23 protein-coding genes are annotated in these 26,119 nt (G+C 51.4%); 13 read left to right on the top strand and 10 right to left on the bottom strand.

Annotation, left to right across the window (positions count from 1 at the left end; genetic code table 11):
* The first annotated feature begins 74 nt into the window (after positions 1–74).
* Complete coding sequence (locus tag IR195_RS06230) at positions 75–668, top strand: YajG family lipoprotein (RefSeq protein ID WP_125746753.1); 594 nt, start codon at positions 75–77, stop codon at positions 666–668.
* Between the two features lie 149 nt (positions 669–817).
* On the opposite strand, the gene IR195_RS06225 is transcribed toward IR195_RS06230, so the two are convergent.
* From IR195_RS06225 to IR195_RS06215, 3 genes are all read right to left on the bottom strand, one after another.
* Positions 818–1,450: a thiopurine S-methyltransferase gene (locus IR195_RS06225; RefSeq protein WP_206049034.1), complete on the bottom strand. Its 633-nt coding sequence runs from the start codon at positions 1,448–1,450 to the stop codon at positions 818–820.
* Between the two features lie 53 nt (positions 1,451–1,503).
* Positions 1,504–2,139: a TIGR04211 family SH3 domain-containing protein gene (locus tag IR195_RS06220; RefSeq protein WP_125746749.1), complete on the bottom strand. Its 636-nt coding sequence runs from the start codon at positions 2,137–2,139 to the stop codon at positions 1,504–1,506.
* An 84-nt stretch (positions 2,140–2,223) separates the two neighbouring features.
* Entirely contained in the window at positions 2,224–2,553 is a 330-nt protein-coding gene (locus IR195_RS06215) for a DUF1820 family protein (RefSeq protein ID WP_009100748.1), read from the bottom strand.
* Positions 2,554–2,766: 213 nt separating this feature from the next.
* Here IR195_RS06215 and IR195_RS06210 point away from each other — a divergent pair, with 213 nt between their 5' ends.
* The 3 genes from IR195_RS06210 to IR195_RS06200 are packed head-to-tail and all read left to right on the top strand — an operon-like array spanning position 2,767 to position 6,874.
* A complete protein-coding gene (locus IR195_RS06210) occupies positions 2,767–3,990 on the top strand; it encodes an ATP-grasp domain-containing protein (protein ID WP_125746747.1) in 1,224 nt (407 codons plus the stop codon).
* A gap of 30 nt (positions 3,991–4,020) precedes the next feature.
* Positions 4,021–6,054 (top strand): hypothetical protein, encoded by a 2,034-nt coding sequence (locus tag IR195_RS06205; RefSeq protein WP_206049033.1) that lies wholly within the window; start codon positions 4,021–4,023, stop codon positions 6,052–6,054.
* Between the two features lie 43 nt (positions 6,055–6,097).
* The gene (locus IR195_RS06200; protein ID WP_206049032.1) at positions 6,098–6,874 is read left to right on the top strand and encodes a TlyA family RNA methyltransferase; all 777 of its coding nucleotides are present in this window, start codon (positions 6,098–6,100) and stop codon (positions 6,872–6,874) included.
* A 116-nt stretch (positions 6,875–6,990) separates the two neighbouring features.
* On the opposite strand, the gene mscK is transcribed toward IR195_RS06200, so the two are convergent.
* On the bottom strand, positions 6,991–10,332 hold the full coding sequence (mscK, locus tag IR195_RS06195; RefSeq protein ID WP_206049031.1) for a mechanosensitive channel MscK: 3,342 nt from the start codon (positions 10,330–10,332) through the stop codon (positions 6,991–6,993).
* A gap of 177 nt (positions 10,333–10,509) precedes the next feature.
* On the opposite strand from mscK, the gene IR195_RS06190 reads away from it, so the two are divergent.
* From IR195_RS06190 to IR195_RS06175, 4 genes are all read left to right on the top strand, one after another.
* A complete protein-coding gene (locus IR195_RS06190) occupies positions 10,510–11,529 on the top strand; it encodes a phospholipase A (protein ID WP_146945164.1) in 1,020 nt (339 codons plus the stop codon).
* A gap of 80 nt (positions 11,530–11,609) precedes the next feature.
* Positions 11,610–11,942 carry an ElaB/YgaM/YqjD family protein gene (locus IR195_RS06185; RefSeq protein WP_125746737.1) on the top strand — a complete coding sequence of 111 codons (333 nt, stop codon included), beginning with the start codon at positions 11,610–11,612 and terminating at the stop codon, positions 11,940–11,942.
* A complete protein-coding gene (locus IR195_RS06180; RefSeq protein ID WP_206049030.1) occupies positions 11,942–12,346 on the top strand; it encodes a phage holin family protein in 405 nt (134 codons plus the stop codon). The genes IR195_RS06185 and IR195_RS06180 overlap by 1 nt, the downstream gene beginning before the upstream one ends.
* The gene (locus IR195_RS06175) at positions 12,321–12,620 is read left to right on the top strand and encodes a YqjK family protein (RefSeq protein ID WP_125746733.1); all 300 of its coding nucleotides are present in this window, start codon (positions 12,321–12,323) and stop codon (positions 12,618–12,620) included. The genes IR195_RS06180 and IR195_RS06175 overlap by 26 nt, the downstream gene beginning before the upstream one ends.
* A 90-nt stretch (positions 12,621–12,710) precedes the next feature.
* On the opposite strand, the gene IR195_RS06170 is transcribed toward IR195_RS06175, so the two are convergent.
* Positions 12,711–13,895 (bottom strand): BaiN/RdsA family NAD(P)/FAD-dependent oxidoreductase, encoded by a 1,185-nt coding sequence (locus IR195_RS06170; protein WP_206049029.1) that lies wholly within the window; start codon positions 13,893–13,895, stop codon positions 12,711–12,713.
* Between the two features lie 195 nt (positions 13,896–14,090).
* On the opposite strand from IR195_RS06170, the gene IR195_RS06165 reads away from it, so the two are divergent.
* Entirely contained in the window at positions 14,091–15,158 is a 1,068-nt protein-coding gene (locus IR195_RS06165) for an efflux RND transporter periplasmic adaptor subunit (protein ID WP_206049028.1), read from the top strand.
* The gene (locus tag IR195_RS06160; protein ID WP_125746730.1) at positions 15,158–18,298 is read left to right on the top strand and encodes an efflux RND transporter permease subunit; all 3,141 of its coding nucleotides are present in this window, start codon (positions 15,158–15,160) and stop codon (positions 18,296–18,298) included. The genes IR195_RS06165 and IR195_RS06160 overlap by 1 nt, the downstream gene beginning before the upstream one ends.
* A gap of 99 nt (positions 18,299–18,397) precedes the next feature.
* On the opposite strand, the gene IR195_RS06155 is transcribed toward IR195_RS06160, so the two are convergent.
* Positions 18,398–18,826 carry a DUF3617 domain-containing protein gene (locus IR195_RS06155; RefSeq protein ID WP_164517067.1) on the bottom strand — a complete coding sequence of 143 codons (429 nt, stop codon included), beginning with the start codon at positions 18,824–18,826 and terminating at the stop codon, positions 18,398–18,400.
* Positions 18,827–18,994: 168 nt separating this feature from the next.
* Between IR195_RS06155 and IR195_RS06150 the strand changes: the two genes are divergently transcribed.
* Positions 18,995–19,204 carry a zinc ribbon domain-containing protein gene (locus tag IR195_RS06150; RefSeq protein WP_125746728.1) on the top strand — a complete coding sequence of 70 codons (210 nt, stop codon included), beginning with the start codon at positions 18,995–18,997 and terminating at the stop codon, positions 19,202–19,204.
* A gap of 9 nt (positions 19,205–19,213) precedes the next feature.
* Here IR195_RS06150 and IR195_RS06145 read toward each other — a convergent pair whose 3' ends face one another.
* The 4 genes from IR195_RS06145 to IR195_RS06130 form a co-directional block, all read right to left on the bottom strand.
* Positions 19,214–20,056: an ABC transporter permease subunit gene (locus tag IR195_RS06145; RefSeq protein ID WP_125746726.1), complete on the bottom strand. Its 843-nt coding sequence runs from the start codon at positions 20,054–20,056 to the stop codon at positions 19,214–19,216.
* A complete protein-coding gene (locus tag IR195_RS06140; RefSeq protein WP_213017628.1) occupies positions 20,056–20,961 on the bottom strand; it encodes an ABC transporter permease subunit in 906 nt (301 codons plus the stop codon). The genes IR195_RS06145 and IR195_RS06140 overlap by 1 nt, the downstream gene beginning before the upstream one ends.
* A 34-nt stretch (positions 20,962–20,995) precedes the next feature.
* Entirely contained in the window at positions 20,996–22,180 is a 1,185-nt protein-coding gene (locus IR195_RS06135; protein ID WP_146945168.1) for an ABC transporter ATP-binding protein, read from the bottom strand.
* A gap of 93 nt (positions 22,181–22,273) precedes the next feature.
* Positions 22,274–23,377: a polyamine ABC transporter substrate-binding protein gene (locus tag IR195_RS06130; protein WP_125746720.1), complete on the bottom strand. Its 1,104-nt coding sequence runs from the start codon at positions 23,375–23,377 to the stop codon at positions 22,274–22,276.
* A 356-nt stretch (positions 23,378–23,733) separates the two neighbouring features.
* On the opposite strand from IR195_RS06130, the gene ahpC reads away from it, so the two are divergent.
* Together ahpC and ahpF are read left to right on the top strand one after the other, a co-directional pair.
* Positions 23,734–24,297 (top strand): alkyl hydroperoxide reductase subunit C, encoded by a 564-nt coding sequence (ahpC, locus tag IR195_RS06125; protein ID WP_125746718.1) that lies wholly within the window; start codon positions 23,734–23,736, stop codon positions 24,295–24,297.
* Between the two features lie 242 nt (positions 24,298–24,539).
* Positions 24,540–26,096: an alkyl hydroperoxide reductase subunit F gene (ahpF, locus tag IR195_RS06120; RefSeq protein ID WP_146945169.1), complete on the top strand. Its 1,557-nt coding sequence runs from the start codon at positions 24,540–24,542 to the stop codon at positions 26,094–26,096.
* Positions 26,097–26,119: the final 23 nt, after the last annotated feature.

The raw sequence follows: 26,119 nt of genomic DNA, 5'->3' as shown, positions 1-26,119 counted from the left end.
ACCCAACCACCAGAACATACCGCCAGCACACTACCCGCGTTATACTGACGTTTTAGCCATTGCGGAGGAAGACCATGCGTCGGCGCCATTTTTTACACCTCTCTGGTGCGCTGCTTACCAGTGTTTTGCTAGCGGCCTGCGCTAGCCCTCAGTACCTACAGCTAAGCCCAGAACGCAGCGCCAGCGTGCCGCAGACAGGCTCTGGTCAGCAAGTCACCGTGATAGCGACTGATGCCAGGGAAAGCGAAGTGATTGGAACACGCTCAGGTGGCAATATGTCTACCGCGCAGATCACCGTAAGTAGCCATGAGCTCATTCCGCAGTTGCAAGCCGAAGCTGAGCGCGCTGTGCGCGATATGGGGTTCACTCCTACTCGCGATGCAGCCCAGGGCCGCCCGAGTATTACTCTTGAACTCGCTGGTCTTAACTATGCCAAAGGTGGAAGCGGCCAACCGCTGATCGACGAAGCGCGTATTGAAGGGGTTTTCAGAGCGATCGCTCAGAACAAAGGCACGACATATACCGGCACTTACACCTCGCGACGCACCCAAGGCTATGCCATTAAGCCCGGCGAAGATGCCAATGCACGCATGCTAAACGATTTGTTAAGTGATGGTTTAAACCGTGCGTTTAGTGACCCAGAACTGGGCCGCTTACTCGCTCGCTAAACCGTTTTATCCTGATAGCGTATTCTGAGAATATCTGCCCGCTTCGCGGGCAGATGTCGTTACAGACAACGCGATAAAAACACAGCTATTAGCAAACACGCTTATCAGCAAGCACAGCTATCAGCAAACATAGCTTTTAACAGAGACAGCTATACGTGCGGGCCTCGGCGCTCCAGCACCCAAACGCTTTCGCTGCGGCCCCGTTCATCAGCCTCTCTGTTCTCAACCAATTCAACACGGAAGTTGGGCATAAACAAATGCTCAATCTCACTGTTGGGCACACTGTAAGGCGGACCTGCATTGTCGTCATCGTGGGTTAACCCCACTAACAGCCCTTTAGCACCAGGCGGCACTAATTGGGCAAGGTGGAAGGCATAGCGCTCACGGGTAGCCGGCGGCAGTGCAATTAATGAAGCTCGGTCATAAAACGCGCCCACTTCTGCTGCCTGTTTGATGTGCAAGTGAAAAAAATCGCCGCACCACAATTCAACACTACCCTGGCGTGCGACATTAAAGCCTGCCTGGGTATAGCGCGACACACTCGCGTTGCGCTGAGCCAGGAACTGCTCTATTGCTTCAGGAGCCAACTCAATACCCAATACCGGATGGCCTTCATCTGCTAGCCAACGCATATCCAAACTTTTTCCGCATAGCGGCACAAGCACTTTGGCTCCAGGCGTCACATTAAGCGTAGGCCAGTACTGGGCAAGCGCTGGGTGGGTATCGGACAAATGAAAGCCAATACGTCCCTCTTGCCAACGTTGACGCCAGGGGTTTTCCATTGCGGCCACCTCGTACTCGAAATTTACACGTAACGCTGGTTTGTTTACGTCGCTTAAAACCAGCGGTCTCTCTTTTTACGACGACGCGGCAAATGAGGAACAATCAGCCCAACTAATAACCCAGCGCCAGCAACTCCACCGCCGTACATGAAATAGCGCATCAGCAGATCTTCTTCCTGGGTCTCTAGACGCGCCTGCAATGCACGCACCTGCTGGCGAGACTGCTCTGCTTCACTATCAAGATCGTGGTTACGCGCTTCCAATTCGACGATCCGCTTTTCACGGATATCGAGTGTTTCCGTCATGGAAGAAATGCGCTGCTCCCAAGTATCGTTAATACCATCCAATTCTTGGGTAAGTTCATCGACTTGGGCTTGTAGTATGGGTAACTGTTGGCGGGCACTCGGGTCTTGCTGCAGCTCGCTACTGAGCACCCACACTGTATCGCCGCTATTGCTGCGTACGCGCGTATAATCACCGCTTGTTTCCAGCACCTCGACCTGCTCACCTGCCTTTAATGTTCCCACAATGCGATAACCATCGGTGGGACCACTGCGCACATACGTGCTTAACTCGTCACTTACCCAAGCTTGGTTATCAGACTGGGCAAATGCTGGGGTTCCCCCGATACTCAACAACACGCCAACGGCAGCGGCGTAACAACTACTACGAAGTTTATTTACTTGCATAACGTCATGTCCTGATTGTAAAAACGCGCGAGGCAGACGAAGCCGTCGCGCGTATCGCTCAAAGCGGTGCGCTTGTCTAGGCGCTTACCCTTCTCCACGAGGCGGCAATGGAAAGGGACGAGGAAACTCTGCGACGCGAGCATCGCTTTTAACTGCTTTCAAAGGGCCTTCACGTTCCACTTCATCAATACGCACAATGGCATTAAGCGGCAGATAACTGCGCTTAACACCTTCAAAGGTACGCTGTAGCTTTTCTGCCCCTGGATCAACAACAACCCGCGACGCATCGTCAAAGACAAACTCCTCGACTTCAATAAAGCCCCAGAGTTCGCTTTGAAAGATTTCTCTGACGTATAAATCCCATATTTCACCCTGCTGGTGAACCACCACACGGTAGATCGGCTTGGCCGCCATCTTGGCCTATTCCTCTTGCCACTTGAACATAATGTTAAGGCGCCTAGCCTAACATACTCAGGGGTTTGCTCTTTAGTATGCCATCCTCAAAAGGGCTTATTTTTGGCTATTTCCACCTTCAGTGGCTGCTAATTAGCCGACGGATGACCCTATCGTGTATGGTGAAGTAAGTGGTATGGCAACTTTATTCACTCACCCACAGGAGTCACTGACATGCAAAAGGATCCCAATAAGGGCTATATCGCCCTGTTAGGTTGGAGCCTCAATGCGATTGAAGCGGCTGAGAATTTTGACCGCCGCTATATCGTGGTTGCACCCGACTGGGCCGAGGAGTACTGCCAGAAACATGATATTCCCTACGTTCCCTGGAATTTTGAGCGTCTCAACGACCGCTCTCTCGAAATTGCTGAAACGTTGAAAGAAAAAGGCGTTGACGTCGCTATCCCGCTTTACGAGGAAACCGTTGAATGGGCAGGCGCTATTAACTCAGTGCTGCTCGACAATCCACGTATTTACGGTCAATCGCTGCTGCTTCGCGACAAAGCATTGATGAAACGCCGCGCCCAGCTTGGCGGCATTCGCGTGGGTATTTTCGAAGAAGCCCACGATAAAGATGACGTAGTACGCTTTCTAAAACGCGTTAATCAGACACTACTCAAGCTGGATGGCGACCCCAACGACCCTATCCACCTGAAGGCGTTCGATAAGGCTGGCTGTCTTGGCCACCGCGTTATCCGCACACCGGATGAAGTCGATACGATTCCCGACGAAGAGTTTCCTGTGCTGATGGAGTCTCACTTAGACGGCTGGGAATTCGCCGTTGAAGCGTGGATTCACGATGGAAAAATCGCTTTCTTGAATATTTCAGAGTACGTCACTCTTGGCTACTCAGTATTTGTGCCCGCGTCTCCAGAGCTTGAAAAATACCGCGAACAAATTACGGCACAAATCGAAAAGCTGATCAAAGCGTTTGATATTGAATTCGGCCTCATTCACCCCGAGTACTTTGTCACCAGCGACGGTGAAATGTACTTTGGCGAAGTCGCTTACCGCCCACCCGGCTTTAAAGTCTTCGAACTTCTTGAGCGGGTGTATGGATTTAACGCCTATCAGGCATCAATGCTGGTATTCGATCCTAAAAGCACAAAAGAAGAAGTCGCCGCCTTCTTTCCCAAAGAAGTGGTCGACGCTGATGGGTTCGCGGGCTGCTTCGGCGTTTATCCCCGCCGCCGGGTTGTTAGCCGCTTGGAGATTCCTGAAGAAACAGAGGATCACGCCTATTTTGAATCCCACGAGCTGACATCACCGCTTGAAGAAACCGTCACTAAACGTACGGCATTTGGTACCCACTGGGGCTTGGTCTATTTTAAAGGCGAAGACGCACACACGCTCCGTGATCTGCTTAAACGCCAAGAAGACCTCGACTTCTATGTATAATCCCCGCTACAGCTGGGATAAGGAGTCAATGTGACGAACGATCAAGAGGCATCTTCAACTGAAGAAGATGGCAAGCTCAAAGGGCTGCTGAGCAAATTTGATGATGCGGTGCGCCTGCTTTCGCAGGCGCCTGCCTTTTCTAAACCGGCGAAACTGCCCCGCGTAATGGATACTGCGCGCCGACTCTTGATGCAGGAGGGAGGCTGCGCTGCCCTCGAAGCGCGTGCAGCAGATTTTGAATCCGCCGGCGTGTTTGCAGGCTCAGACTGGGAAACCCCACAGTTCCTAGTCCCCACCCTCACTACGTTCTCGTTGAAAAGCCCTGACGCCAATGTGGTCGTTATTGAGGCGCTGAGTGAGCTGCGACTTTTAGCAGTCGCCAAAGGTGAATACTTGCATGCGCTGGTATCCCAAGAGCATGCACACCACTATTTAACCCAAGTAATGGCCATTAATCTGTGGCTGTTATTTAACGCACCTAGCGAAGCCGAACGGGAAACCCAGGGCCGATTAGCGACGATTCCCAGGCAACTATTCCAACACTTAGCCGACCGCATCGGCTATGAACATGTTATTGATCAGCTAATTGATGAGATATGGCGCATTCTAAAACAGCGCCCTATTCAAGTTGATGCCATTAAACAGATGATCACCCAAATTGCGTTATGCCAAATTAATCCAGCCATTGATTTGGGAGCAAGTGGCCAGGGGGCTGACAGGCTAGTTAGCTCGCTTTTCGGGCCCACCCAAGCGTGTCGCGAAGACCCAGGCATTGCGGTGTATCGTGAACGACTGGAGCGTATGGATAGCGCGGCTTTGCAAGCTGAAGCCACTGGCTTCGCTCGTGCAATGCATGACACAGGGCTGGTATCGCCCTATCACACGATACTGATGCGCTATTTACTCGAAGAGAGCGACCACCTTCTATCAGAGGCTCTAGGCCTCTCGTCGACGGGGCGTGACTGTCTACTCTGCTATCGCGAGCTAGTCCATGCGCTGATTCGCGGGGGTGTTTATCCCGCCACAGCCCAAGCGGTGTATGGCTTGGCACTGCTACTTGAGCGAGGCATTCTCTATCAGCCTCCGGTTGCGCCAGCAATGTGGCGGCAGTTAAATCTAAAGCTTTCAGAGTGGTCAGAAGCACGCTTAAATCTGGCCTATGGTGAGGATGCATCCCCCCGTGCACGTTTAATTGAAGGCGTGCTCTGCATGTTAGGTCTGCCGCTCGGCGTAGGACAAGGTAATAACCCGACCTGCCAGTCAGCGAGAGCACTTTCCATGTGGGCTTATAACGACCCTGACTATCTGCTGCAAATGGTGGCCTGGGCTGCGCGTGATGATGAAATCATTATGCATTTCGAGGGTCAGCCAATCTCTTCAATGGAAAGCGCCTCAGGCGTTGCCTCCGAGCTGCCGATGGATCTCGACCCAGCCTCGTTGATCGTGGTCCCCCATCTTGACCGTATTTACGCTGAGATGGGTAGGCGCTGCATTGGCCGCGAAGGCGATCCCCATCGCTGGGTTAATCCAGAGTTTCACGGGTGGTGGTCAGGTCGTGGCTTTAGCATCAACGTTGATGTCGCCTCCGGCCAACTTAGCGGTGTAGATAACTTTATTCGTCACTTCTACGCCAGCTATCATCCTTACTACAATGGCAACCAGCCGCTGATTCACCCTCAGCCTGCTGGCATTGCCGTCACTGACAGTGCAGCCCGGTTTATTGGTTGGCATGCAATTACCATTTTGCGCGCCTCGCTAGATCCCAACGATGTCATGAGAATCTATTTTTACAACCCCAATAACGACAGCGGCCAAGACTGGGGAGACGGCGTGAAAGTTAGCACCTCAGGTAACGGAGAACGCTTTGGCGAAGCCTCACTCCCCTTCGCACAGTTCACCTCTCGGTTATATATTTACCACTACGATCCGTTGGAGCGGGGCGAGCTGGCCACAGTAACGCAAGAAGAGCTTGAGTCTGTAAAAGGCTACTTGCATCGCAGTTGGGGAGCTAGCCGCCTACCCCCCACCGAGCTGCAGGCCGACAAAGGACCACACACGCCGTAGCGAAACACGCTAGCAGCGTTTAATAACCGCCATATTGACGACAATGACTCAACTAACACGATTAGACCAATTGCTGGTCAGCCAAGGGCTAGCCAGTTCACGCACCCGCGCGCAGCGATTAATTCGCAATGGGCGCGTGTTTCTTCAAGATGGCACGCCACTCGTAAAACCATCCGAAAAATGGCCGCTGGATACTCCGCTTCAGATTGATGAAGACCCAGAGGAGCGTTACGTTTCCCGTGCAGGATTAAAATTAGAGGGCGTTCTTAACGCTCTAAACATGCGCCTGGAAGGGTACGTTGTGTTAGACGTTGGTCAGTCAACGGGGGGATTTACCGATTGCTCGCTTCAATTTGGCGCCCGGCATGTTATCGGAGTTGAAGTCGGCCATAGCCAATTAGCCGAGTGCTTACGTAATGACCCAAGGGTCACGTGTTTAGAAGGCTTAAATGCTCGTCATATGGCCTCAGCGACAGCCCTTCAACACGTCGTGGCTAAATACCCTATCGACCTAGCCGTCATGGACGTTTCGTTCATCTCGCAAACCCTGATTTTAGCTGAAATCGCTGCTCTGCTCCCCACTGGGGGGCAACTGCTCTCATTGGTAAAGCCACAGTTTGAGTTAGACCCAGGCGCACTGGATAAGCACGGCATTGTGCGTAACGCTAGCCGCTATGCAGAGGTAGAACAAAAGATACGCGATGCTTGCACAGAGTGTGGCTTAGTCATTAGCCACTGGCAGGAAAGCCCGATTACCGGTGGTGACGGTAATCGGGAGTTTTTACTGTTCGCCACCAAACAGGAACAACCAAGCGTTTAAAAACCAGTACTTAAACATAAGTATTTAAACATAAGTATTTAAACATAAGTACTTAAACATAAGCACTTAAACACAAGCACTCACCTCCGCTGCTAACCCAGCCATTAATTTAAAACTTAGGTTAGGTTAGCAGGAGGCAGCCGGTTAGCTGACTGTACTTTAACTGATTCACCTCGGTCACGGTGCAGCCACACGTCCATCTGCTCGAAGGCCACCCTAACGCCCGCCTCACGGAACAGCTCGTCAATCCGGCAGTTCACTTCGTCAGCAGCAAACAGGCGATCAAGCAAGTCGTTAACGAAAATGCGCAGCTCAAAGTTCAGGCTGTGCGGCCCATAGTTGAGGCAGAAAACCTGTGGTTCTGGGTCTTCTAATACCCGCTCATTTTCGTCGGCAGCCTGGCGCAGCAATGTATGCACTAAAGGCAGATCAGACCCATGAGCAACGCCGTATGTCAGCACCACGCGGGTCACGTTATCCGAAAGTGACCAGTTGATGAGCTGATCCGTTACAAAGGTTTTGTTCGGAATGATAATTTCTTTTCGGTCAAAATCGGTCACGGTGGTGGCTCGGATGCGAATCCGGCTAACCGTGCCATGAAGATTACCTAACGTGATAGTGTCGCCAATGCGAATTGGGCGTTCAAACAGAATGATCAAGCCAGAAATAAAGTTAGCAAATATTTCCTGAAGACCAAAACCTAACCCCACGCTCAGCGCGGCCACCAGCCACTGCAATTTATTCCAGGAAACGCCCAGCGTGGCCAACGCCATCACGACGCCAGTACCAACAATGGTATAAGAAAGTAGCGAGCTAATGGCATAAGCACTGCCCTGCTTTAACGACAAGCGTGAAAGCACCATCACTTCCAATAAACCAGGCAAGTTACGCGCCATAATAAACGTAATGGCAATTACAAGTAGCGAGGTAAATACATCGGAAATCGATAGTGCATCTCCGACCAAGTCACCCTCTTCCGCATCCCATATTGACACTTGATCTAGATAGCTCAGTACCGCCAGCAGGTCTGACCACACTAGGTACAACAAGGCACTGAAGCCAATCAACAAAATCAATTTGGATAAGCGTAACGACTGAGAGTTAATTTTCTCCATATCCAGCGGTGGCTCTTCAACGACTTCTAGCCCACCTTCTGCGCCTTCTTGTACTTGAGCACGACGTCTGGCGAGCGCTCGTCGGTAAGCTAGCCGCCGTGCTGCAACCGCCAAACTACGTACGACAGTAGCTTCAACGACGACCCACAAGCCCAACAGGTAAAGGGTGATGGCAAAACGAGCGACCAGCCGCAACGCCGTATATTCATAGCCCCACGCCACCAGGCCAAGGAGTACTAATGGCACCGAAGCCATCGCAAGACCTAATACCAGCCGAAAGAGCCGCACACCGAAAAATGGCACATGGGCGAGGATTAATAGTGCCAGCCACCAGCTCATGGCCACTAAGCCTACGGCAAAAAGTCCTATCGCCACCGGGCGCATCGCCAATGGGGTTTCCATTTGTCCAGAGAGCGCGGCAATAACGACCACAGGCGCTAATGCCACGCCGAAACCACCCAGCAGCTTACGCAACCGCGCTGTATAAGCAGGTGCCCAGGTAAAATGGCGCTCAGCAACCCCGTCTTGAACGAGTAGCCGTCGGCCCCAAGCCACGACAGCCCAACTAAGCGCCAGTTGCAGCAACGCTGGCGAAACGCTGTTTGCCAAGGCTCCTTCAGCTTCACTTAGACCGACGCCAATACCTGCCAACCCTAACGGTCCTGGTAACGCAAGCAGAGCATTTAACAGCACCGCTTTGGAGGTATGCAGTTGAGTGTCGCTTTTCAGTCGACCAATTTGTGAGTGAATAAGCGCAAGCTGTGATTTAATTCGTCGGCGCAGCCCAACCAGCACCACGCCAAGTAAAATAAATGGCGTGCCAATCAGCATTTTCCAAGAAAAACCTTTCCACTGCGAAGGCAAAACGGCCCGCCACTCACCTTCTCGCCACTCCAGTTGAAGGTTTTGGGGAATTTGTCGTAGCCAATTTAAATCTAGAGGGCGGCTATTAGCTACCCAGAATAGCTGTTCATCAATCGTCGCCCGTAAATCTCGCGTCGTCGCAAATAGCTGTTGTTGATTAAGTTGAAGCTCAATAGCGGCACTCAGCAAGCTACCGTAAGATTGTTCAAGCTGCTCTACCAATTCACGCCGAGACTGGAAGAGACGCGTTAGGGAGTCCACCAACCCAGGCGTGACTTCAACCCCAGCTTCCTGCAAGCGTTGGGTCGCCAAGCGGTCACTTTGGCGCAACTGGTCACGCTGTCGAATCAAGTCGAACTGCTTGAGACGCAAATCGGCAATTTCATCTTGTAAATCACGTCTTGGCGCGACAAAAGGTAACGACTGGCGCTGTTCTCGAAGAATACGCGACAGTAATTGGCTACCGCGAATAGCATCAATTTGTTCGTTCAGGCTACGTTGAAGCTGCCGTACATGATCCAACTGACGCTGGGCTTCAATATTCTCACGTATAATGCCATTCGCCCTGTCCGTGGTTCGCAACAGCTCAAGGCTTAGCGCTTGGTTCGTTTGTTGAGCATTAAGCACCACAGGGTGCCCTTCAGCGATCAGCGGGTCATTCTTGGCGGCGTCAGCAATTGCCTGCTCAGATTGTAGCCGTCGCTGACGATCAATAACGCCTTGCAATAAATTAAGCTGCTGCTCCTGCTGGTCTATTTGCAGCTCAATGAGTTCTCGGCGCTCCTGAGCCAACTCACGCAGCCGACTATTGGCACTTAGTTCACGCTGATTAAGGTTCACTTCTTGCTCAGCGAGGGCACGCTCAATGCGCCACTGAATCAACTGTGCATCGTGGCGTGCCGATAGTTGCCGATCTCCCAATAGGGCTTCTCGCTCATCAGATTGACGGCGTAAACTTTCAGTGCGCTGTAACGCATCTGAAATTGCTTGCTGAGCGCGCTCAGGCAGTGTCTGCGTGGCCAATAGCTGAGAGTTAACTTCCGCTAATTGGCTTTGAAGCCGCTGAAGCTCCACGACGGCTTCTGCTTGCTGCGCTTCCAGCTGATTCAGCGGCATATCACTAAGGTTATCCACCGAGAACTGTCGGCTTTGCTCTTCCGCTTCGTTTAGCTCACGCTCTAGGCGAAGCAATATTTCGGGTGCTTGGACAACCCGTTGCTCTAATGCCTCAATGCGGTCTTCAACCGCATGCAGGCGTTCATAGCCTTGTAGCGCAGCCGTCAACGCTTCTTTGACCTGAGTTTGCTCGGTGGTTAGCTCGCTTTCTTGGGACTCGAGCTCTGCTAATCGCTCAGATAACTGCTCCTCAGAAGGAACCTGTTCAAGCAACGCAGCCTGCGCGTATACGGCACTAGCAGTCGTAAGTAATAGATAAATAAAGAAGAGCTTGGGGAGTGCCTTCAGTGCATTTTTGACCACGTTAAGTATGCCTCATCGACATGGATACAACTCCAACCAGGAAGACCGCCATTGTCAGACGTTCCGGCTTCTGACGCAATCTAACGCGTTTGGTGGACAAGAGGAGTTGACTTACGCGATGGGCGTGTATAGAAGAGAACCTGATAACTGCCCTTTATTAATTTGCGAGCCATTTTGATGGTCATTCGAAAACTGTTGCTAGTTAGTTTTATTGTATTGCTAGGCACTGAAAGTGCCGTCGCCGAATCACGAGAAGAAATCGAGGCCCGCATCCGCGCACTCAGTAGCGAACTTTATCAGTTGCGACAACAGCTGCAACAGGTTGAAGATCCTACAGAAAGCGAATCAACGACCCGCCCCAATCTGCTCCCGGAAGAGGTCGCGCTTGAGGATCTCAACGAACGCCGTCAATTTGAGCAGGAGTCATCACGCAATCCGTTTGCGATTACCACTCACCGGACCAATTATCTTTTCCCGATTAGCTATAGCACCAACCAGAACAGCGCAAACTTTCGTAGCATTTCCGCAGACTCCACGCCTAACGACGTCGAGATGAAATTTCAGTTTAGCGCTAAATTCAACCTCGCAGAGAATGTGTTTGGCGACATTGGCGATGTCTATTTCGCCTACACGCAACGTAGCTGGTGGCAGGCCTATAATACCGATGCTTCTTCCCCCTTCCGGGAAACCAACTACGAACCTGAAGTTTTTATTGATTTTGATAACGCCTGGAGCGCATTAGGCTGGGTAAATACACGCAATCGCCTGTCCTTTATTCATCAGTCTAACGGCCGTTCAGACCCACTCTCACGCAGCTGGAACCGAGTTTATTTGGAAAGCACATTCCAACGCGGTGACTGGGCACTTTCTCTCGCGCCCCACTGGCGAGTACCTGAGTCCGACGGCGACGATGACAACCCAGATATTGAGCGCTTTGTCGGTTATGGCGATATCCGTCTGGCAAAACAACTCAATGGCAACCATGAGGTCGCGGGGCAGCTGCGTGGCAACCCCAGCGCGGGAAACTATGGCACTCAAATAGACTACAGCTGGCCTGCGTTTAACAATGTGCGTGCTCATCTACAGTACTACTACGGCTACGGAGAGAGCATGATTGACTACAATAATCGCGTGCATCGTCTCAGCATCGGCTTTAGCTTAAACCCCTTGTTCAGTACGTCAGGGCTGAACCGATAGCGCCTAAGGTTGTCTTATGGTTAACGGCTGCTATGCTGGAGTTGACACTTTTTCATATTCACTCGTCAAAGGATGACATTATGGCTAAACGTACTACTGATACCTCTGCTCGTGCTGACCAGTTGAAGGAAGATCTCCGCCACCTGAGTGAAACCGTAGAAGAGTTGATGAATGCCACGTCAAAAGATGCAAGTGGCGAGATGCGTGATCTTCGTGAGCGTGCCGAAAAGCGCCTGAAAGACACTCGAGCACGCCTAGAAGCTCGCGGCGAACGACTTTACGAAGACACTCGTGAAACGCTCTCTCAGCAAGCTGATTGCTGTGACCGCTACGTCCACGAAAACCCCTGGACTAGTATTGGTATTGGTGCCGCAGCAGGTCTAGTGGTGGGTATGCTTCTCGGTCGCCGCTAATGGCTTTAGGGCCAACACAACGCGTTTTCTCTGCCGCCAAACGTCTGCTGAGATCATTAGTCGCTAATGGTGAGACCCGGCTTCGTTTGGCGGTTTTGGAATTAGAAGAGGAGCGTGCTCGTTTATTAACCCTGCTTTTGTTAGCGGGAGCTAGCCTGTTACTGCTGCTGTTGGGCGTCGCGACACTTACCGCGCTGGTAGTAGTAATGTTTTGGGACACCTACCGGCTGACTGCGATTGGCGTAAGCGCAGGCGTTCTTATGACCTTAAGTGTTTTGCTCGCCGTTATTGCTATCCGCCAAGCCAAGCAGCATACGCTGTTAAAAGAAACGCTTAAGCAACTCTCCGCTGACCGAGCCTTGTTGGAGGTAAATGAGGATGACTCAACCCAACATCGTCAATAAGCCTCCCAGCCGTGCGGAGCGCAAAGCTGCCTTGTTAGCTGAACTAGAGCAACAGCGTATCGATATATTGGTTGATAGCGATACACTTACCAAGGCAGCCTCTCCGCTAGACAAGAACTGGCGCAGCCTTAAAGTACCTTTGTATGTGGTTGGTGGCATCGCCGCGTTGCGTATTTTGCGCCATCCAGGTGGCGCAATGGCGGTTGGCAGAAAAGCATTGGCTAGCTACATGTTGATAAGAAAACTGAAGCTGCTAGCGAAAGTGGCTAGCTAGCGAGTTATTTCTGAGAACGACGCTGGGCCATTTTTTATAAACGCAAAGTTTGAATGCTTTACGTATTGATGGCCCAGTTCTTGAGACTTATCAGCACGCCTGCCCACAAGCGACACCACTTGCCCAAGCCCACTGAAAGTTGTACCCCCCCAATTCCCCCGTCACATCGAGTACTTCACCGATAAACCTAAGCTGTGGTAAATCTTTCACGGCAAATGTTTTTGATGAAATCGCTTCCGTACTTACCCCACCCATGGTTACCTCAGCTGTTCGCCACCCTTCTGTACCTGACGGTTTTAGCTGCCACTGATTTAGCCGCTGCGCCCAGTGATCAAGCGCATCATTGCTGTACTCAGCCATAGGGCTGGTAAGATTGGCGTCTGGGTACCACTCTAGCAACGCTTGGGCAAAGCGCTTTGGAAAACGCTCTCCCAGCCAAGTGGACAGCAGACGCTTAGGGGTCGCATGCCGTGCATAGCGTAATACGTCAGCGGCATCTTCAGTTGGCAGTAAATTAATAGTGATCGCGTCGCCAGGTTGCCAAACGCTGGAAATTTGCAGCATCGATGGGCCTGATAGGCCACGATGAGTAAATAGCATTGGCTCTATATAGCGTTTCCCATTGCAGCTAACTTCGCATGGCACACTGACCCCAGAAAGTGCTGCTGTACGCTCTTTCCAGCTATCGCTTAAGGTAAACGGCACCAAACCTGGGCGAGTGGGCAGAACATCTAAGCCAAACTGACGGGCAATATCATAACCAAACCCTGTCGCCCCCATCGTGGGTATCGAAAGTCCTCCCGTCGCAATCACTACCGTACCCGCGTCGATGCTTCCCAACGACGTGGCTAAGAGCATGCTATCCCCCATTCGCTCCAGCCTAGAAATTGACGTGCTGAGCGATACCTCGACGCCGGCCCATTCACACTCGGTGAGTAGGACATTAACAATGTCTTTAGCGGAGCTCGCACAAAAGAGCTGGCCTGGGGCTTTCTCCACATAGTCAACACCATGCCGCTCTATCAACGATACAAAATGCTCAGGACGGTAACGCTTTAATGCAGAAATGCAAAAATACGGATTTTCCGAATAAAAGTTCTGAGGCGTAGTTGCAAGATTGGTAAAATTGCAGCGTCCTCCTCCAGACATCAATATTTTCTTGCCCGCCTTGTTGGCATGGTCCACTAACAGTACACGACGCCCTGCGTAACCCGCTTGAGCCGCGCACATTAAACCAGCGGCTCCGGCACCAATGACGACGACGTCGTAGACCATAAAATCAGGCTCCCAGGATGAAAAAATGAGGGGCATTTTAACAGGTAAACGGCTCAAGATTACTGTACATTCAAAAGCAATTGTACAAACTACGTATACCTACTTAACAAAATACCATTACTCACTCTTTCGCCCTCTAACGCGGCGCTACCCTAAATGGTATTACTAGGCCTTTTTGATAACACTGAGACGCTAATGCTTGCTTGTAAACGTATCTGTTTCTTTTGGCTGTTGACCCTATTATGGGTGAGCCCCCTTTTGGCACAGTCTCCCCCTCCTGTTATTGGGCACTACGCGGCCATAACTGCGTGGTCTGATCCGCTTGAGGCGTTAGGGACACTAAGTGCTGATGAGAGCTTGACACTTTCCGCCACAGTGACCGACACAATTGCCGAGATCAATTTTGAAGATGGCGAACAAGTAGAGCGCGGAAGGTTATTAATTCGTTTAGAAGATGCTGAAGAACAGGCTCAGTTAAGGGCGGCGCAAGCCCTTAATGAAGAACGCCGTAATGCGCTAGACCGAGCCACCCAGCTGCAACAACGCAGCCTTGCCCCGCGGGCTGACGTAGAAGATTCTCAGGCACGTTTACGTCAATCACAAGCCGACGCACAAGCGTTAGAGGCTAGGTTGTCAAATTATCGCTTACATGCCCCTTTTAGCGGACGGGTTGGCTTTCGTAACGTCAGCATCGGCGCACTAGTGACGCCCGGCATGGAGCTTGTCACGCTTGATAAGCTGGATGTCATGAAGCTCGACTTTACCGTACCTGAAGTATTTTTAGGACGTTTGTCCAACGGCCTAAAGCTTAGTGCTACGACGGCGGCCTTCCCTGACGAGGTCTTCAGTGGTGAGATCTCTAGCATTGGCACTCGCATTGACCCTATCACCCGCAGTGTTAACGTTCGCGCCGAAATGGTAAACCCTGGGCTTCGTCTGCGGCCAGGTATGTTAATGGAGGTCGTGGTTCAACAACGCATCCGCGATACGCTTGTACTTCCTGAAGCGGCGATCGAACCCAGTGGCAACCGTCACTTTGTGATGTTAATCAACCAACAGGACGGCAGCTATCGATTAGAACGGCGAGAAGTCACCATTGGCGAACGACGGATTGGTCAAGTAGAGGTACTGGATGGTATCAGTGCAGGCGACCTAATCGTGATTCACGGATTACAACTCGCTCGAGATGGCCAGCAAGTCAGACTACTCGGTATCGCTGATGAAGAAGCGGATATTCGCACGCTACTGGAGGCTGATCGTTAATGCGCTTATCCGACATTTCAGTTCAGCGGCCAGTGCTGGCGATGGTGATCGCCACACTGATTATCGCGTTTGGTTTACTGGCTCTCAACCGACTGCCCCTACAAGAATACCCAACGGTTGATCCGCCTATCGTTAGTATTGACACCCGCTATCCTGGCGCATCAGCAAGCGTTGTAGAGACCCGCATTACCCAAGTGCTCGAAGACCGCATCGCCGGCGTGGAGGGTATTGAGCTAATAACGTCGCAAAGCGAGGATGGTCGTTCGCGGATTGAAATCGAGTTCGCCATCACTATGGATATCAATGCTGCCGCCAACGATATCCGCGATCGCATTTCAGGAGCACTGCGCAACCTTCCTGATGATGCCGATAACCCAGAGGTCACTAAAGCCGACAGTAGTGAGACGATTGTCGTGTGGCTAAGCCTCTCGGGGGCAGATTACTCGATTACTGAACTGACCGATTATGCCAACCGCTTTCTGGTAGACAGCCTTTCGGTACAACCCGGCGTGGCAAGGGTGCGCGTGGGTGGTGGACGCGACTACGCGATGCGCGTTTGGCTAGACCGCAATGCGCTCGCCGCACGAGGGCTAACCGTCGGTGATATTGAGGATGCTCTACGTGCTGAGAACGTTGAGTTGCCAGCGGGCTCAATTGAGTCCGAAGATCGCCAATTTATTGTCCGTTTGCCGCGCAGCTTCGCGACCGCGGATGATTTTAAGCAGATTGCTTTAATTGAAGGCAGTAACGGTTATCTAGTACGCCTGGGCGATGTAGCACGTGTCGAGATAGGCTCAGTAGAAGACCGAACGGTGTTTCGTGCCAATGGCGTCCCGATGGTGGGGCTAGGCATGATCATGCAATCAACAGCTAACGTAGTGGAGCTATCGAAAGCCGTTCGACAAGAACTTGAGCGGCTTCAAGGCACCCTGCCGGAGGGGATGTCACTCAGCCTTAACTATGATGCCTCAGTATTCGTTTCAGGCGCTATCGAACAAGTCGTGATGACGCTGTTTATCGCCATGGGGCTAGTCATTGTGGTGATGTTTATGTTTTTAGGCAATCTGCGCACCACACTAGTACCCGCAGTGACAGTGCCGATTGCCGTTATTGGGGCATTTACTGCCCTAGCCGCTATGAATTTTTCGATTAACCTGCTCACGCTATTGGCGCTGGTGTTGGCGATTGGGTTAATTGTTGATGACGCGATTGTAGTGCTTGAAAATATCAATCGGCGTATGCACGACTACGGAGAAACACCTCTGGTCGCAGCATTTCGAGGCACACGGCAAATCGCTTTTGCGGTGATTGCTACCACGCTGGTGCTAGTAGCAGTCTTCGTTCCCCTCAGCATGCTGCAGGGGGATATTGGTCGGCTATTTTCAGAGTTCGCACTTACCATGGCGGCAGCGGTTGTTGTCTCAACCCTACTAGCCCTTACCCTCACCCCGATGATGGCTTCTAAGATTCTTAAGCCGGGCATGCATGATAGCCGAATTGGTCAAGCCGTTCAGTGGCTGCTGACGGGCACGCAACGTTATTACCAGCGCGCATTAGAAATCGTACTCACATTGAAGTGGCTGGTCGTTGCCCTGTTTTTCTTGTTGATTGCCGCTACCGCCTGGCTGGCAACCGCACTGCCCAATGAATACACCCCGCAAGAAGATCGTGGCAATTTCATTGTCCTTGTCAACGGCCCAGAAGGCGCAACGTTTGACTATATGATGGACTATATGGATGAGATAGAGGCCAGGTTAACGCCTTTGGTGGACAATGGAGAGCTTGAACGAATCGTGGTTCGAGCACCACGTGGCTTTGGTAATATCGAAAATTTCAACAGCGGTTTTATTATCGTCAACATGGCTGATTGGGGGAGCCGCCGTAGCGCTTGGGAAATCATGGCCGATATTCGTCAGCAGCTACGAACATTACCAGGTGTTCAGGCTTTTCCAGTGATGAGGCAAGGTTTTGGGCAGCGCACTCAAAAACCCGTGCAATTCGTGCTCGGGGGCGGTACCTACGAAGATTTAGCACGTTGGCGGGATATGTTGATTACTCATGTTCGTGAAAACAACCCACGTATTACTGCTATCGAAAGTAATTATGATGAGACCCAACCCCAGTTACGCGTGGATATCAATTATGAGCGCGCTGCAGCGTTGGGCGTCACGGTTACAGAGATAGGTCGGACGCTGGAAGTGCTGCTTGGTGGGCGTAACGTCACCCGCTATGTAGATGACGGGGAAGAGTACGATGTCATCCTTGAAGGTGACCGCAGCGGTCAAAATAGCCCTGCTGCGCTAAACAATATTCAAGTCCGCTCTGCTCGCTCAGGAGAGCTGATCCCTCTAGCCAGCCTGGTAACGCTCTCTGACTTCGCTGGTGCTAGTACGCTGAACCGTTTTGACCGTGTTCGCGCTATTACGATTGAAGCCAATCTAGCCGATGGTTACCCCCTTGGTGAAGCATTGGAATACTTGCAACAAGCTGCCGACAATGTATTGCCTGAGGAGGTACAAACGAACTTTGCCGGGCCTTCCCGCGACTTTCAACAGGCCAGTGGCGCTACCATGTTCTTATTAGTGCTCGGTGCCGTGGTGGTTTATTTAGTGCTTGCAGCCCAGTTTGAAAGCTTAATTCACCCGTTTGTGATCATGCTGACCGTCCCACTAGCCATGGTTGGCGCCCTGCTTGCCTTGCTGCTTAGCGGCCAGTCACTCAATATCTATAGCCAAGTAGGCTTAGTACTACTGATTGGTCTTGCCGCTAAGAATGGCATTCTGATTGTTGAGTTTGCCAACCAGCTACGCGATGAGGGCCAAGCGTTTCGCTCTGCTTTAATTGAAGCGTCGGTAACACGCCTGCGACCGATTCTAATGACTGCGGTCACTACAATGGCGGGTGCAATACCGCTGATACTATCAAGCGGCCCGGGTGCGGAATCACGACTCGTTATTGGCACCGTTATTATGGCGGGTGTTGGCTCTGCGACTGTATTTACGCTGTTTGTCGTCCCGGTAGCCTACGACCTGCTTGCGCGTTACTCGGGCTCACCTGGGGCAGTTAAACGTCAATTAGAAAAGGAGATAGCCAGCGCTCCTATTGCTCATCATACGCCGCTGAATACCCCAGAGCGCTAACATGAGCCATTACGCAACGTCATAAAGCCATCTTCGCACTATGCAAAAGGCGCCACACAGGCGCCTTTTGTCGATCATGAAAATACGCTAACTGTCATCTTAATCGCAGTTACCAATACGCTCGCCTTCAATGACCGTATTCATGTTCAGCTCGCCCATCGGCGATTGAGTGAATATATCCACATTGCCTTCGATTTGCTCACCCATAAAACGCATTTCGCCATCAATGGTCGCTTCACCGCCATCGGCACGGCAAATCATGCTGTAGGAAAGGCCATCGGCATTCATATCCTGGCTCAGCAGCTCGCAGCCCTCTTCCTCTTCAATAAAGCCAAACTCAGCGCTATCCAACTCCTCTTGGGTGATGCACTGACGCTCAGTCTGGGTTTGATCCGGAATTTGCATGTCGCCACTCATGCTGGTCACGCTGACAAACTCCCACTCGCCAGGCGTAACGTTAGGGGTTTCCGCCTGAGCGACCATCGGGATGGCCAAAAAGGCCGCTACTGCCATGTGTCGTATCATCATCGCACTCATCTCTAGGTGGCTTTAAGGAATACGTTATTATCCTACCTGATTCATTACTTACATGTCCTACCGGACAAGGTCACTGCTACACTATTATCGTCACAGTTACTCATTTTCAGAGCTTTCCGATAAAAGGGCGCTAGCGATCACATTAAGGGGGAAATAGCCATGCAGGATGACGCGCTAGTCAATTATGACTTTTACTGCCCCTACTGCGATACACCACTCACGTTTCTTATCGACACCTCCCAAGGTAGCCACGATACCTGGGAGGATTGCCACCAGTGCTGTGCTCCGATTCAATTACACATCATGGTCTCGCTAATAACCGGTGAGCTAGAAGCTGTGCTCACCGGGCGAGACGACGATGTGCTTTAGCGCCCGTCGCTAAGCACTCTCGGCTTGTCGCAGCAGTGCTTTTCGTTTTGCTTCACCCCGACGCATAAAGAACCACGCCAATAGCGTCGTCAGCGATACGGCCAGAATAATCAGCGTAGCCAGCGCATTGATCTTAGGCGACACCCCCATCCGCACCGACGAAAACACCACCATTGGCAAGGTGTTGGCACCGGGGCCAGAGACGAAGCTGGCAATAACCAAGTCATCTAGTGACAGCGTGAATGCCAGCAACCACCCCGCTGCTAAGGCAGGCGAAATAACAGGCAGCGTAATAAAGAAGAAGGTCTTCACCGGTGGCGAGCCCAAATCCATGGCAGCTTCTTCGATAGAGCGATCAATTTCACGCAAGCGGGCTGCCACAACCACCGCAACATACGCACTGCAAAACGTTGTATGAGCAATCCAGATAGTCGCCATCCCACGATCAGCCGGCCAACCAATCAGTTGAGCCATCTGCACGAATAGCAATAGTAGCGACAGCCCCGTAATAACTTCCGGCATTACCAGCGGCGCGGTAACCATACTCGACAATGCCGTCTTACCGCGAAAATGGCCATAACGCGTCATTACAAAAGCGGCCACTGTACCTAAGCATACCGCCATGCTAGCGGCAAAAAAGGCAATTTTCAGACTGGTCCAAACCGCTGACAGGATCTGTTGATCGCGAAATAGTTCGCCGTACCATTGTGTCGAGAACCCTGCCCACACCGTCACTAACCGCGAGGCATTGAAGGAGTAAACCACCAACACCACCATCGGCAAATAAAGAAACAGCAGCCCCAACACTAACATCACGGAGGTAAAGCGTGGGCGTCTATCCAGTCTCATCATTATTCAAGCTCCCGTGACTGGTAGCGATGGAACAGCACAATGGGAATTAACAGCAGCAATAGCATTACCATGGCTAACGCCGAAGCCACAGGCCAGTCGCGGTTCAAGAAGAACTCTTCCCACAACACTTTACCAATCATCAGCGTATCCGGCCCCCCGAGCAATTCAGGGATCACAAACTCACCGACGGCAGGAATAAATACCAGCATAGAGCCCGCGATGATTCCGCCCATAGAGAGCGGCAGCGTGACTTTGATAAAGGTATTAAGCTTGCGCGAACCCAAATCGGACGCCGCTTCTAGCAGCGAGTTATCCAACCGCGTTAGATGGGCATAAAGCGGCAACACCATAAACGGCAGATAGGCATAAACAATGCCGATAATGACAGCAAACTGGGTGTTCATCATGCGTAGCGGGGAGTCGATCAGTCCCATTCCCAACAGTACGTTATTGATTAATCCGCTATTACTTAAAATACCCATCCATGCATAGACGCGAATCAAAAACGACGTCCACGACGGCAGCATTACCAACAGCAGCAAAATAAGCTGCCAGCGCCCCGGCGCACGGGCCATCGCATAGGCCATCGGATAGCCAATCAACAAGCATACTGCTGTCGCTACAAACGCGGTTTTTATCGAGCCCCAGTAGGCCGCCACATAGAGAGAATCAGACAGCAAAAACAAATAGTTGCCCAGATTCAAGAAAATATTGAGCGTTTGGTCAGCATACTCAACCAACGGCCCATAGGGTGGTATAGCAATTGCTGCTTGCGAAAGGCTGATCTTTAAGACCAGCGCAAACGGCAATAAAAAGAACAGCGTAAGCCACAAAAGCGGTAGTGCGATAACTGCACGACGACCTAACTGCAACCGCTTTACGAAGCCTGCAATGCGAGATGGCATCACGATAGACGATCTCCTGTCAGCCACTGAGGCATTAGCGATTCAGTACGATAGCGCTATGGTCTTCCCAATAGACATAAACACTATCCTCCCAGGTTGGGCGATCCCCCCGCCGCTCGGTATTGGCCATACTCACTTTGATCATTTGCCCGGAGGCAGTACGCACGTAGTAAAGCGAGTAGCCACCCAAGTAAGCAATATCATCAACCTTGCCCGCCTCCCAGTTGTACTCTGCGGATGGCTGCTCACGGGTTAGCCAGATTTTCTCAGGGCGCAGCGCAGCCCACACCCGGCGATCTACCGCTTGGGTCGTAATACCATGATCAATATAGATCGGCCGAGATAGTGCCGGTGATGCAATGCGACAGTGGTCCGCAGCGTCTTCGACGATTTCACCTTCGAATAGATTCACCGTACCGACAAATTCCGCCACCATTCGGCTGGCCGGACTTTCATAAATATCGACCGGTGAGCCCACCTGCTCTATCCAGCCATCGGCCATAATCGCCACGCGGTCGGCCATGGTCATGGCTTCTTCTTGATCATGAGTCACCATGATGCAGGTCACCCCCACCTGCTCAATGATCTCAACAACCTCAAGCTGCATCTCCGTACGCAGCTTTTTATCCAACGCCCCCATCGGCTCATCCAGCAACAGCAACTTGGGACGTTTGGCCAGCGAACGAGCAAGCGCTACCCGTTGGCGCTGGCCGCCAGAAAGCTGATGCGGTTTACGCTTAGCAAAACGCTCCATATGCACTAGCTTGAGCATCTGTGCGACACGGGCATCAACGTCGGCCTTAGCTAGCTTGTCCTGCTTGAGCCCAAAAGCGATGTTTTGCGCTACCGTCATGTGAGGAAATAACGCGTAGGATTGAAACATCATATTGATTTGACGCTTATGTGGCGGCATCGAGGTGATATCTTCGCCGCCTAGCAGAATCCGCCCTTCACTGGGCGTTTCAAACCCCGCCAACATCCGCAACAATGTCGACTTGCCTGATCCTGACCCACCTAGCAAGGCGAAAATTTCGCCGCGCTTTACCTGTAAATTAACATCATCGACCGCAAGCGCATCGTCGAAACGCTTACTTAAGCGCTTTACCTCAAGCACACTATCTTCTGCAAACCTTGGCGTTTTTCCCTGAGCGCGCTGAGTGGCGGGAGAAGTGACCGCAGGAGAGGATGACGGCTCGTTCGACAGGGGCGTAGTGACCATTCGCCACTCCCATCAAAAGGCCCGGAAACCGGGCGTTAAAAAAGTAACAGCGAGCCAAGCGAATGCTGGGCTCGCTGTTAGGCGATGACTAAATTAACGACCTGATTTGACGCGATTCCAGATACGCGTACGTGCCCGCAGAACGTCTTGAGGCTTTTCAGCCTGCAAATAGAGGTTTTCCATCACCTCGGCTTCAGGGTAAATAGCCGGATCATTGACAATCTCATCAGAGAGATACTCATTAGCCGCCGCATTAGGGTTGGCATAACGCACGTACTCGGTAATTTCGGCGGCGATTTCCGGATCCAAAATAAAGTTAATGAAGGCGTGGGCATTTTCAGAATTCGGCGCATCAGCGGGCACTGCCATCATATCAAACCACAGTGCAGCCCCCTCTTTGGGAATGCTGTAGCCAATCTTGAAATCACGGCCAGCTTCTTCGGCACGATCAGCCGCCTGAAAAACATCGCCGGAATAGCCTGCGGCTACACAAATGTCACCGTTCGCTAAGTCGGAAACGTAACGAGAAGAGTGGAAATAGGTTATGTCATCACGAACACTGGCAATCAGTTCACCAGCAGCTTCCAGGTCTTCGATATTTTCACTGCGCGGATCAAACCCTAGATAGGCCATGGCGGGCGACAGCATTTCATCGGCAGAATCCAACATCGACAGCCCACAGCCGGCCTCGCTCAACGCGGCGGTAATTTCAGGATCAAAGAGCAGCGCCCAGCTATTCAGTGGCGCGTCATCGCCTAAAATGTCTGTCACACGGTCAACATTATAACCAATGCCGTTGGTACCCCACATATAGGGCACCGAGTATTCGCTACCCGAATCGATCTCTTCCAGGCTAGCCATCAATTCAGGATTGAGGTTATCTAAATTAGGCAGCAACTCATGATTGAGCGGCTGAAAAACACCGGCCTTCACCTGGCGGGTAAAATAATAAGTAGAAGGAACCACAACATCGTAGCCAGAACGGCCAGACAAAAGCGCAGCGTCTAATATTTCATTACTGTCATAAACATCATAGGTCACTTCAATACCGGTGCGCTCGGTAAACTTTTCTAGTGTTTCAGGAGCGATATAATCGGACCAGTTGTAAACTCGCACTTCATTCGCTTGAGCATTAGCAGCCGCTACGGCAAGAGAGAGGGCCGTAACGGCCACTGAAAGTTTGTGAATATTGCCCATCCCACTACTCCTTATTTAAAACCGATATCGCTAAGAATATTTCGTTAAATGCCAAGTCATTCTCAAACGTCAAGCTTACGCTAAAACATTAAAAACAGCTGTGGCTACTCTGTGTGGCTGCTCTGCCAGATAAGCGAATTTTGCGATGCAGCGACATCTATCGCAAGCCCATGTGGAAAATTCTTGTATTCGGCTTAATGCGACCCCACTTGTAGGGTAGCCAACTGTCAAAAACACGCACTAATAGTCTCATGCTATTTCTCGGATGCATTTTTACAATTTTAGCTATTGGTCGTAGTTGGTTAACATGAGCAGCAACTTTTCACTGCCACTCACTTATTTTGGAGACGTTCGGAATGTCCTTGATCAATACTGAAGTAAAACCTTTTAAAGCGACTGCCTACCTGAATGGCGAATTTATCGACGTCACTGAAGCAGACTTGCAAGGTAAGTGGTCTGTTTTCTTCTTTTATCCTGCCGATTTCACCTTTGTTTGCCCGACAGAGCTAGGCGACTTGGCTGACAACTACGCTGAATTTCAAAAGCTTGGTGTTGAAATCTACAGCGTGTCGACTGACACCCACTTTACTCACAAAGCTTGGCACGACAGCTCTGAGACCATCGGCAAGCTGCAGTACCCGATGATTGCTGACCCGACCCTACAAATCTCTCGCAACTTCGAGGTATTGATTGAAGAAGCAGGTCTTGCAGAGCGTGGTACCTTCGTGGTTGATCCCGACGGCAAAATTCAAATCGTCGAAATCAACGCTGGCAACATCGGCCGTAACGCTGAAGAGCTACTGCGCAAAGTGAAGGCTGCCCAGTACGTTCGCGAGAACCCGAACGAAGTATGCCCGGCTAAATGGAAGGAAGGCGAAGAGACACTTGCCCCGTCTCTGGACCTCGTAGGCAAAATCTAAACGGCCTACCGCTGCCGTTCAGGGTTGCCCCTTAAGGCAGCACGACACCCGGGCATACCCCGGGTGTCCTTTTTTGAGTACTCGTTTTTGAATACTGGTTTTTGAATACCCGTTTTTGAGTACCCGTGTTAACGCAACCATTGTTCTCCCTATTGCTCTGTTACTCATGCTGCGGTCTTTCAACAACAGCGAGCGTGTTAGGTTGAGAACCCATTACTGCTGACTGCGAGGAAGCCACTGTCATGCTGGACGCCAATTTAAAAAATCAGCTGAAAGCTTATTTAGAAAAAGTGACTCAACCGTTCGAGATCGTTGCGTCCCTCGATGACGGTGCAAAGTCACATGAACTGTTAGGTTTGCTCGAAGAGATCAGCAGCCTATGCGACAAGATTACACTGCAAACTGACGGTCAAGATAATCGCACGCCGTCATTTGCGATTAACCGCCCCGGCGAAGAAACCGGCGTGGTATTTGCGGGCATCCCGATGGGGCACGAGTTCACTTCACTAGTGCTGGCACTGTTACAGGTGGGTGGACATCCCCCAAAAACGTCTGAAGAACTGCTCAACCAAATCAAGGCGCTCGATGGCGAAATGCTGTTTGAGACCTACTATTCGCTCTCCTGCCAGAACTGCCCAGATGTTGTTCAAGCGCTTAACTTGATGGCGATTTTCAATCCAAATATTCGCCACGTGGCCATTGATGGCGCACTGTTTCAGGATGAAGTCGAAGCGCGGGAAGTCATGTCGGTTCCCAGCATCTATTTAAATGGTAAACCGTTTGATCAAGGGCGCATGACTTTAGAGCAGATTCTAGCCAAGGTTGATACGGGCGCCGCCGAACGGGAAGCAAAAAAACTTGGCGAAAAAGCCGCCTTTGATACGCTGGTGATTGGTGGCGGCCCTGCAGGAGCCTCAGCCGCAATCTACTCTGCCCGTAAAGGGATCAACACAGGTGTTGCTGCTGAGCGTTTCGGTGGCCAGGTGGCGGACACCATGGGCATTGAAAACTTTATCTCTGTCAGCCATACCGAAGGCCCTAAACTGGTAAGCGCTCTGGAAGAGCATGTTAAAGAGTATGACGTTGACGTTATGAACCTTCAACGCGCCACATCGTTTAAGGCTGCTGAAAACGAAGGTGATTTACACGAAATCGTCTTCGAGTCGGGCGCCAAGCTGAAGAGTAAAACGCTTGTTCTGGCAACCGGTGCGCGGTGGCGCGAGATGAATGTGCCTGGCGAACAACAGTACCGCAATAAAGGCGTTGCTTACTGCCCTCACTGCGATGGCCCGCTATTTAAAGGCAAGCGCGTAGCAGTGATTGGCGGAGGTAACTCTGGCGTTGAGGCCGCTATCGACCTGGCGGGGATTGTGGGCCACGTCACCTTAGTCGAATTTATGGGTGAGATGCGCGCAGACGCTGTGCTACAGAAAAAGCTTAAGAGCCTGCCTAACGTCGACATTATTTTAAACGCTGAAACCACGGAAGTAACCGGCGACGGCAGTCGTGTTAATGGTTTAGCCTACAAAGACCGCAATACCGATGAGCTAAAAACCATCGCATTAGAAGGTATCTTTGTCCAAATTGGCTTAGTGCCTAATACCGAGTGGCTGAAAGGCTCACCGATTGAAATGACTCCGCGCGGCGAAATCATTGTCGACGCCCACGGCATGACATCGGTTCCAGGCGTATTTGCCGCAGGTGACGTGACAACCGTGCCATACAAGCAAATTATTATCGCTATGGGTGAGGGTGCAAAAGCATCACTGGGTGCGTTCGACTATTTGATTCGTCACTAACCTAAGTCGACATTAGCTAGCCT

It is taken from the genome of Vreelandella venusta, assembly GCF_015689495.1.
Lineage (GTDB): Bacteria > Pseudomonadota > Gammaproteobacteria > Pseudomonadales > Halomonadaceae > Vreelandella > Vreelandella venusta.
The sequence above is the reverse complement of the archived record's forward strand: the minus strand, read 5'-3'. Positions and strand labels throughout refer to the sequence as shown.

Bases quoted from the DNA above. Each gene is read 5' to 3' on its own strand.
- IR195_RS06130 (WP_125746720.1), bottom strand. From the start codon at position 23,377: ATGGGCAATATTCACAAACTTTCAGTGGCCGTTACGGCCCTCTCTCTT.
- IR195_RS06210 (WP_125746747.1), top strand. From the start codon at position 2,767: ATGCAAAAGGATCCCAATAAGGGCTATATCGCCCTGTTAGGTTGGAGC.
- IR195_RS06190 (WP_146945164.1), top strand. From the start codon at position 10,510: ATGGTCATTCGAAAACTGTTGCTAGTTAGTTTTATTGTATTGCTAGGC.
- ahpF (WP_146945169.1), top strand. From the start codon at position 24,540: ATGCTGGACGCCAATTTAAAAAATCAGCTGAAAGCTTATTTAGAAAAA.
- IR195_RS06165 (WP_206049028.1), top strand. From the start codon at position 14,091: ATGCTTGCTTGTAAACGTATCTGTTTCTTTTGGCTGTTGACCCTATTA.
- IR195_RS06185 (WP_125746737.1), top strand. From the start codon at position 11,610: ATGGCTAAACGTACTACTGATACCTCTGCTCGTGCTGACCAGTTGAAG.
- IR195_RS06140 (WP_213017628.1), bottom strand. From the start codon at position 20,961: ATGCCATCTCGCATTGCAGGCTTCGTAAAGCGGTTGCAGTTAGGTCGT.
- IR195_RS06180 (WP_206049030.1), top strand. From the start codon at position 11,942: ATGGCTTTAGGGCCAACACAACGCGTTTTCTCTGCCGCCAAACGTCTG.
- IR195_RS06230 (WP_125746753.1), top strand. From the start codon at position 75: ATGCGTCGGCGCCATTTTTTACACCTCTCTGGTGCGCTGCTTACCAGT.
- IR195_RS06145 (WP_125746726.1), bottom strand. From the start codon at position 20,056: ATGATGAGACTGGATAGACGCCCACGCTTTACCTCCGTGATGTTAGTG.
- IR195_RS06220 (WP_125746749.1), bottom strand. From the start codon at position 2,139: ATGCAAGTAAATAAACTTCGTAGTAGTTGTTACGCCGCTGCCGTTGGC.
- IR195_RS06155 (WP_164517067.1), bottom strand. From the start codon at position 18,826: ATGATGATACGACACATGGCAGTAGCGGCCTTTTTGGCCATCCCGATG.
- IR195_RS06170 (WP_206049029.1), bottom strand. From the start codon at position 13,895: ATGGTCTACGACGTCGTCGTCATTGGTGCCGGAGCCGCTGGTTTAATG.
- IR195_RS06175 (WP_125746733.1), top strand. From the start codon at position 12,321: ATGACTCAACCCAACATCGTCAATAAGCCTCCCAGCCGTGCGGAGCGC.
- IR195_RS06200 (WP_206049032.1), top strand. From the start codon at position 6,098: ATGACTCAACTAACACGATTAGACCAATTGCTGGTCAGCCAAGGGCTA.
- IR195_RS06135 (WP_146945168.1), bottom strand. From the start codon at position 22,180: ATGGTCACTACGCCCCTGTCGAACGAGCCGTCATCCTCTCCTGCGGTC.
- IR195_RS06215 (WP_009100748.1), bottom strand. From the start codon at position 2,553: ATGGCGGCCAAGCCGATCTACCGTGTGGTGGTTCACCAGCAGGGTGAA.
- IR195_RS06150 (WP_125746728.1), top strand. From the start codon at position 18,995: ATGCAGGATGACGCGCTAGTCAATTATGACTTTTACTGCCCCTACTGC.
- IR195_RS06225 (WP_206049034.1), bottom strand. From the start codon at position 1,450: ATGGAAAACCCCTGGCGTCAACGTTGGCAAGAGGGACGTATTGGCTTT.
- ahpC (WP_125746718.1), top strand. From the start codon at position 23,734: ATGTCCTTGATCAATACTGAAGTAAAACCTTTTAAAGCGACTGCCTAC.
- IR195_RS06160 (WP_125746730.1), top strand. From the start codon at position 15,158: ATGCGCTTATCCGACATTTCAGTTCAGCGGCCAGTGCTGGCGATGGTG.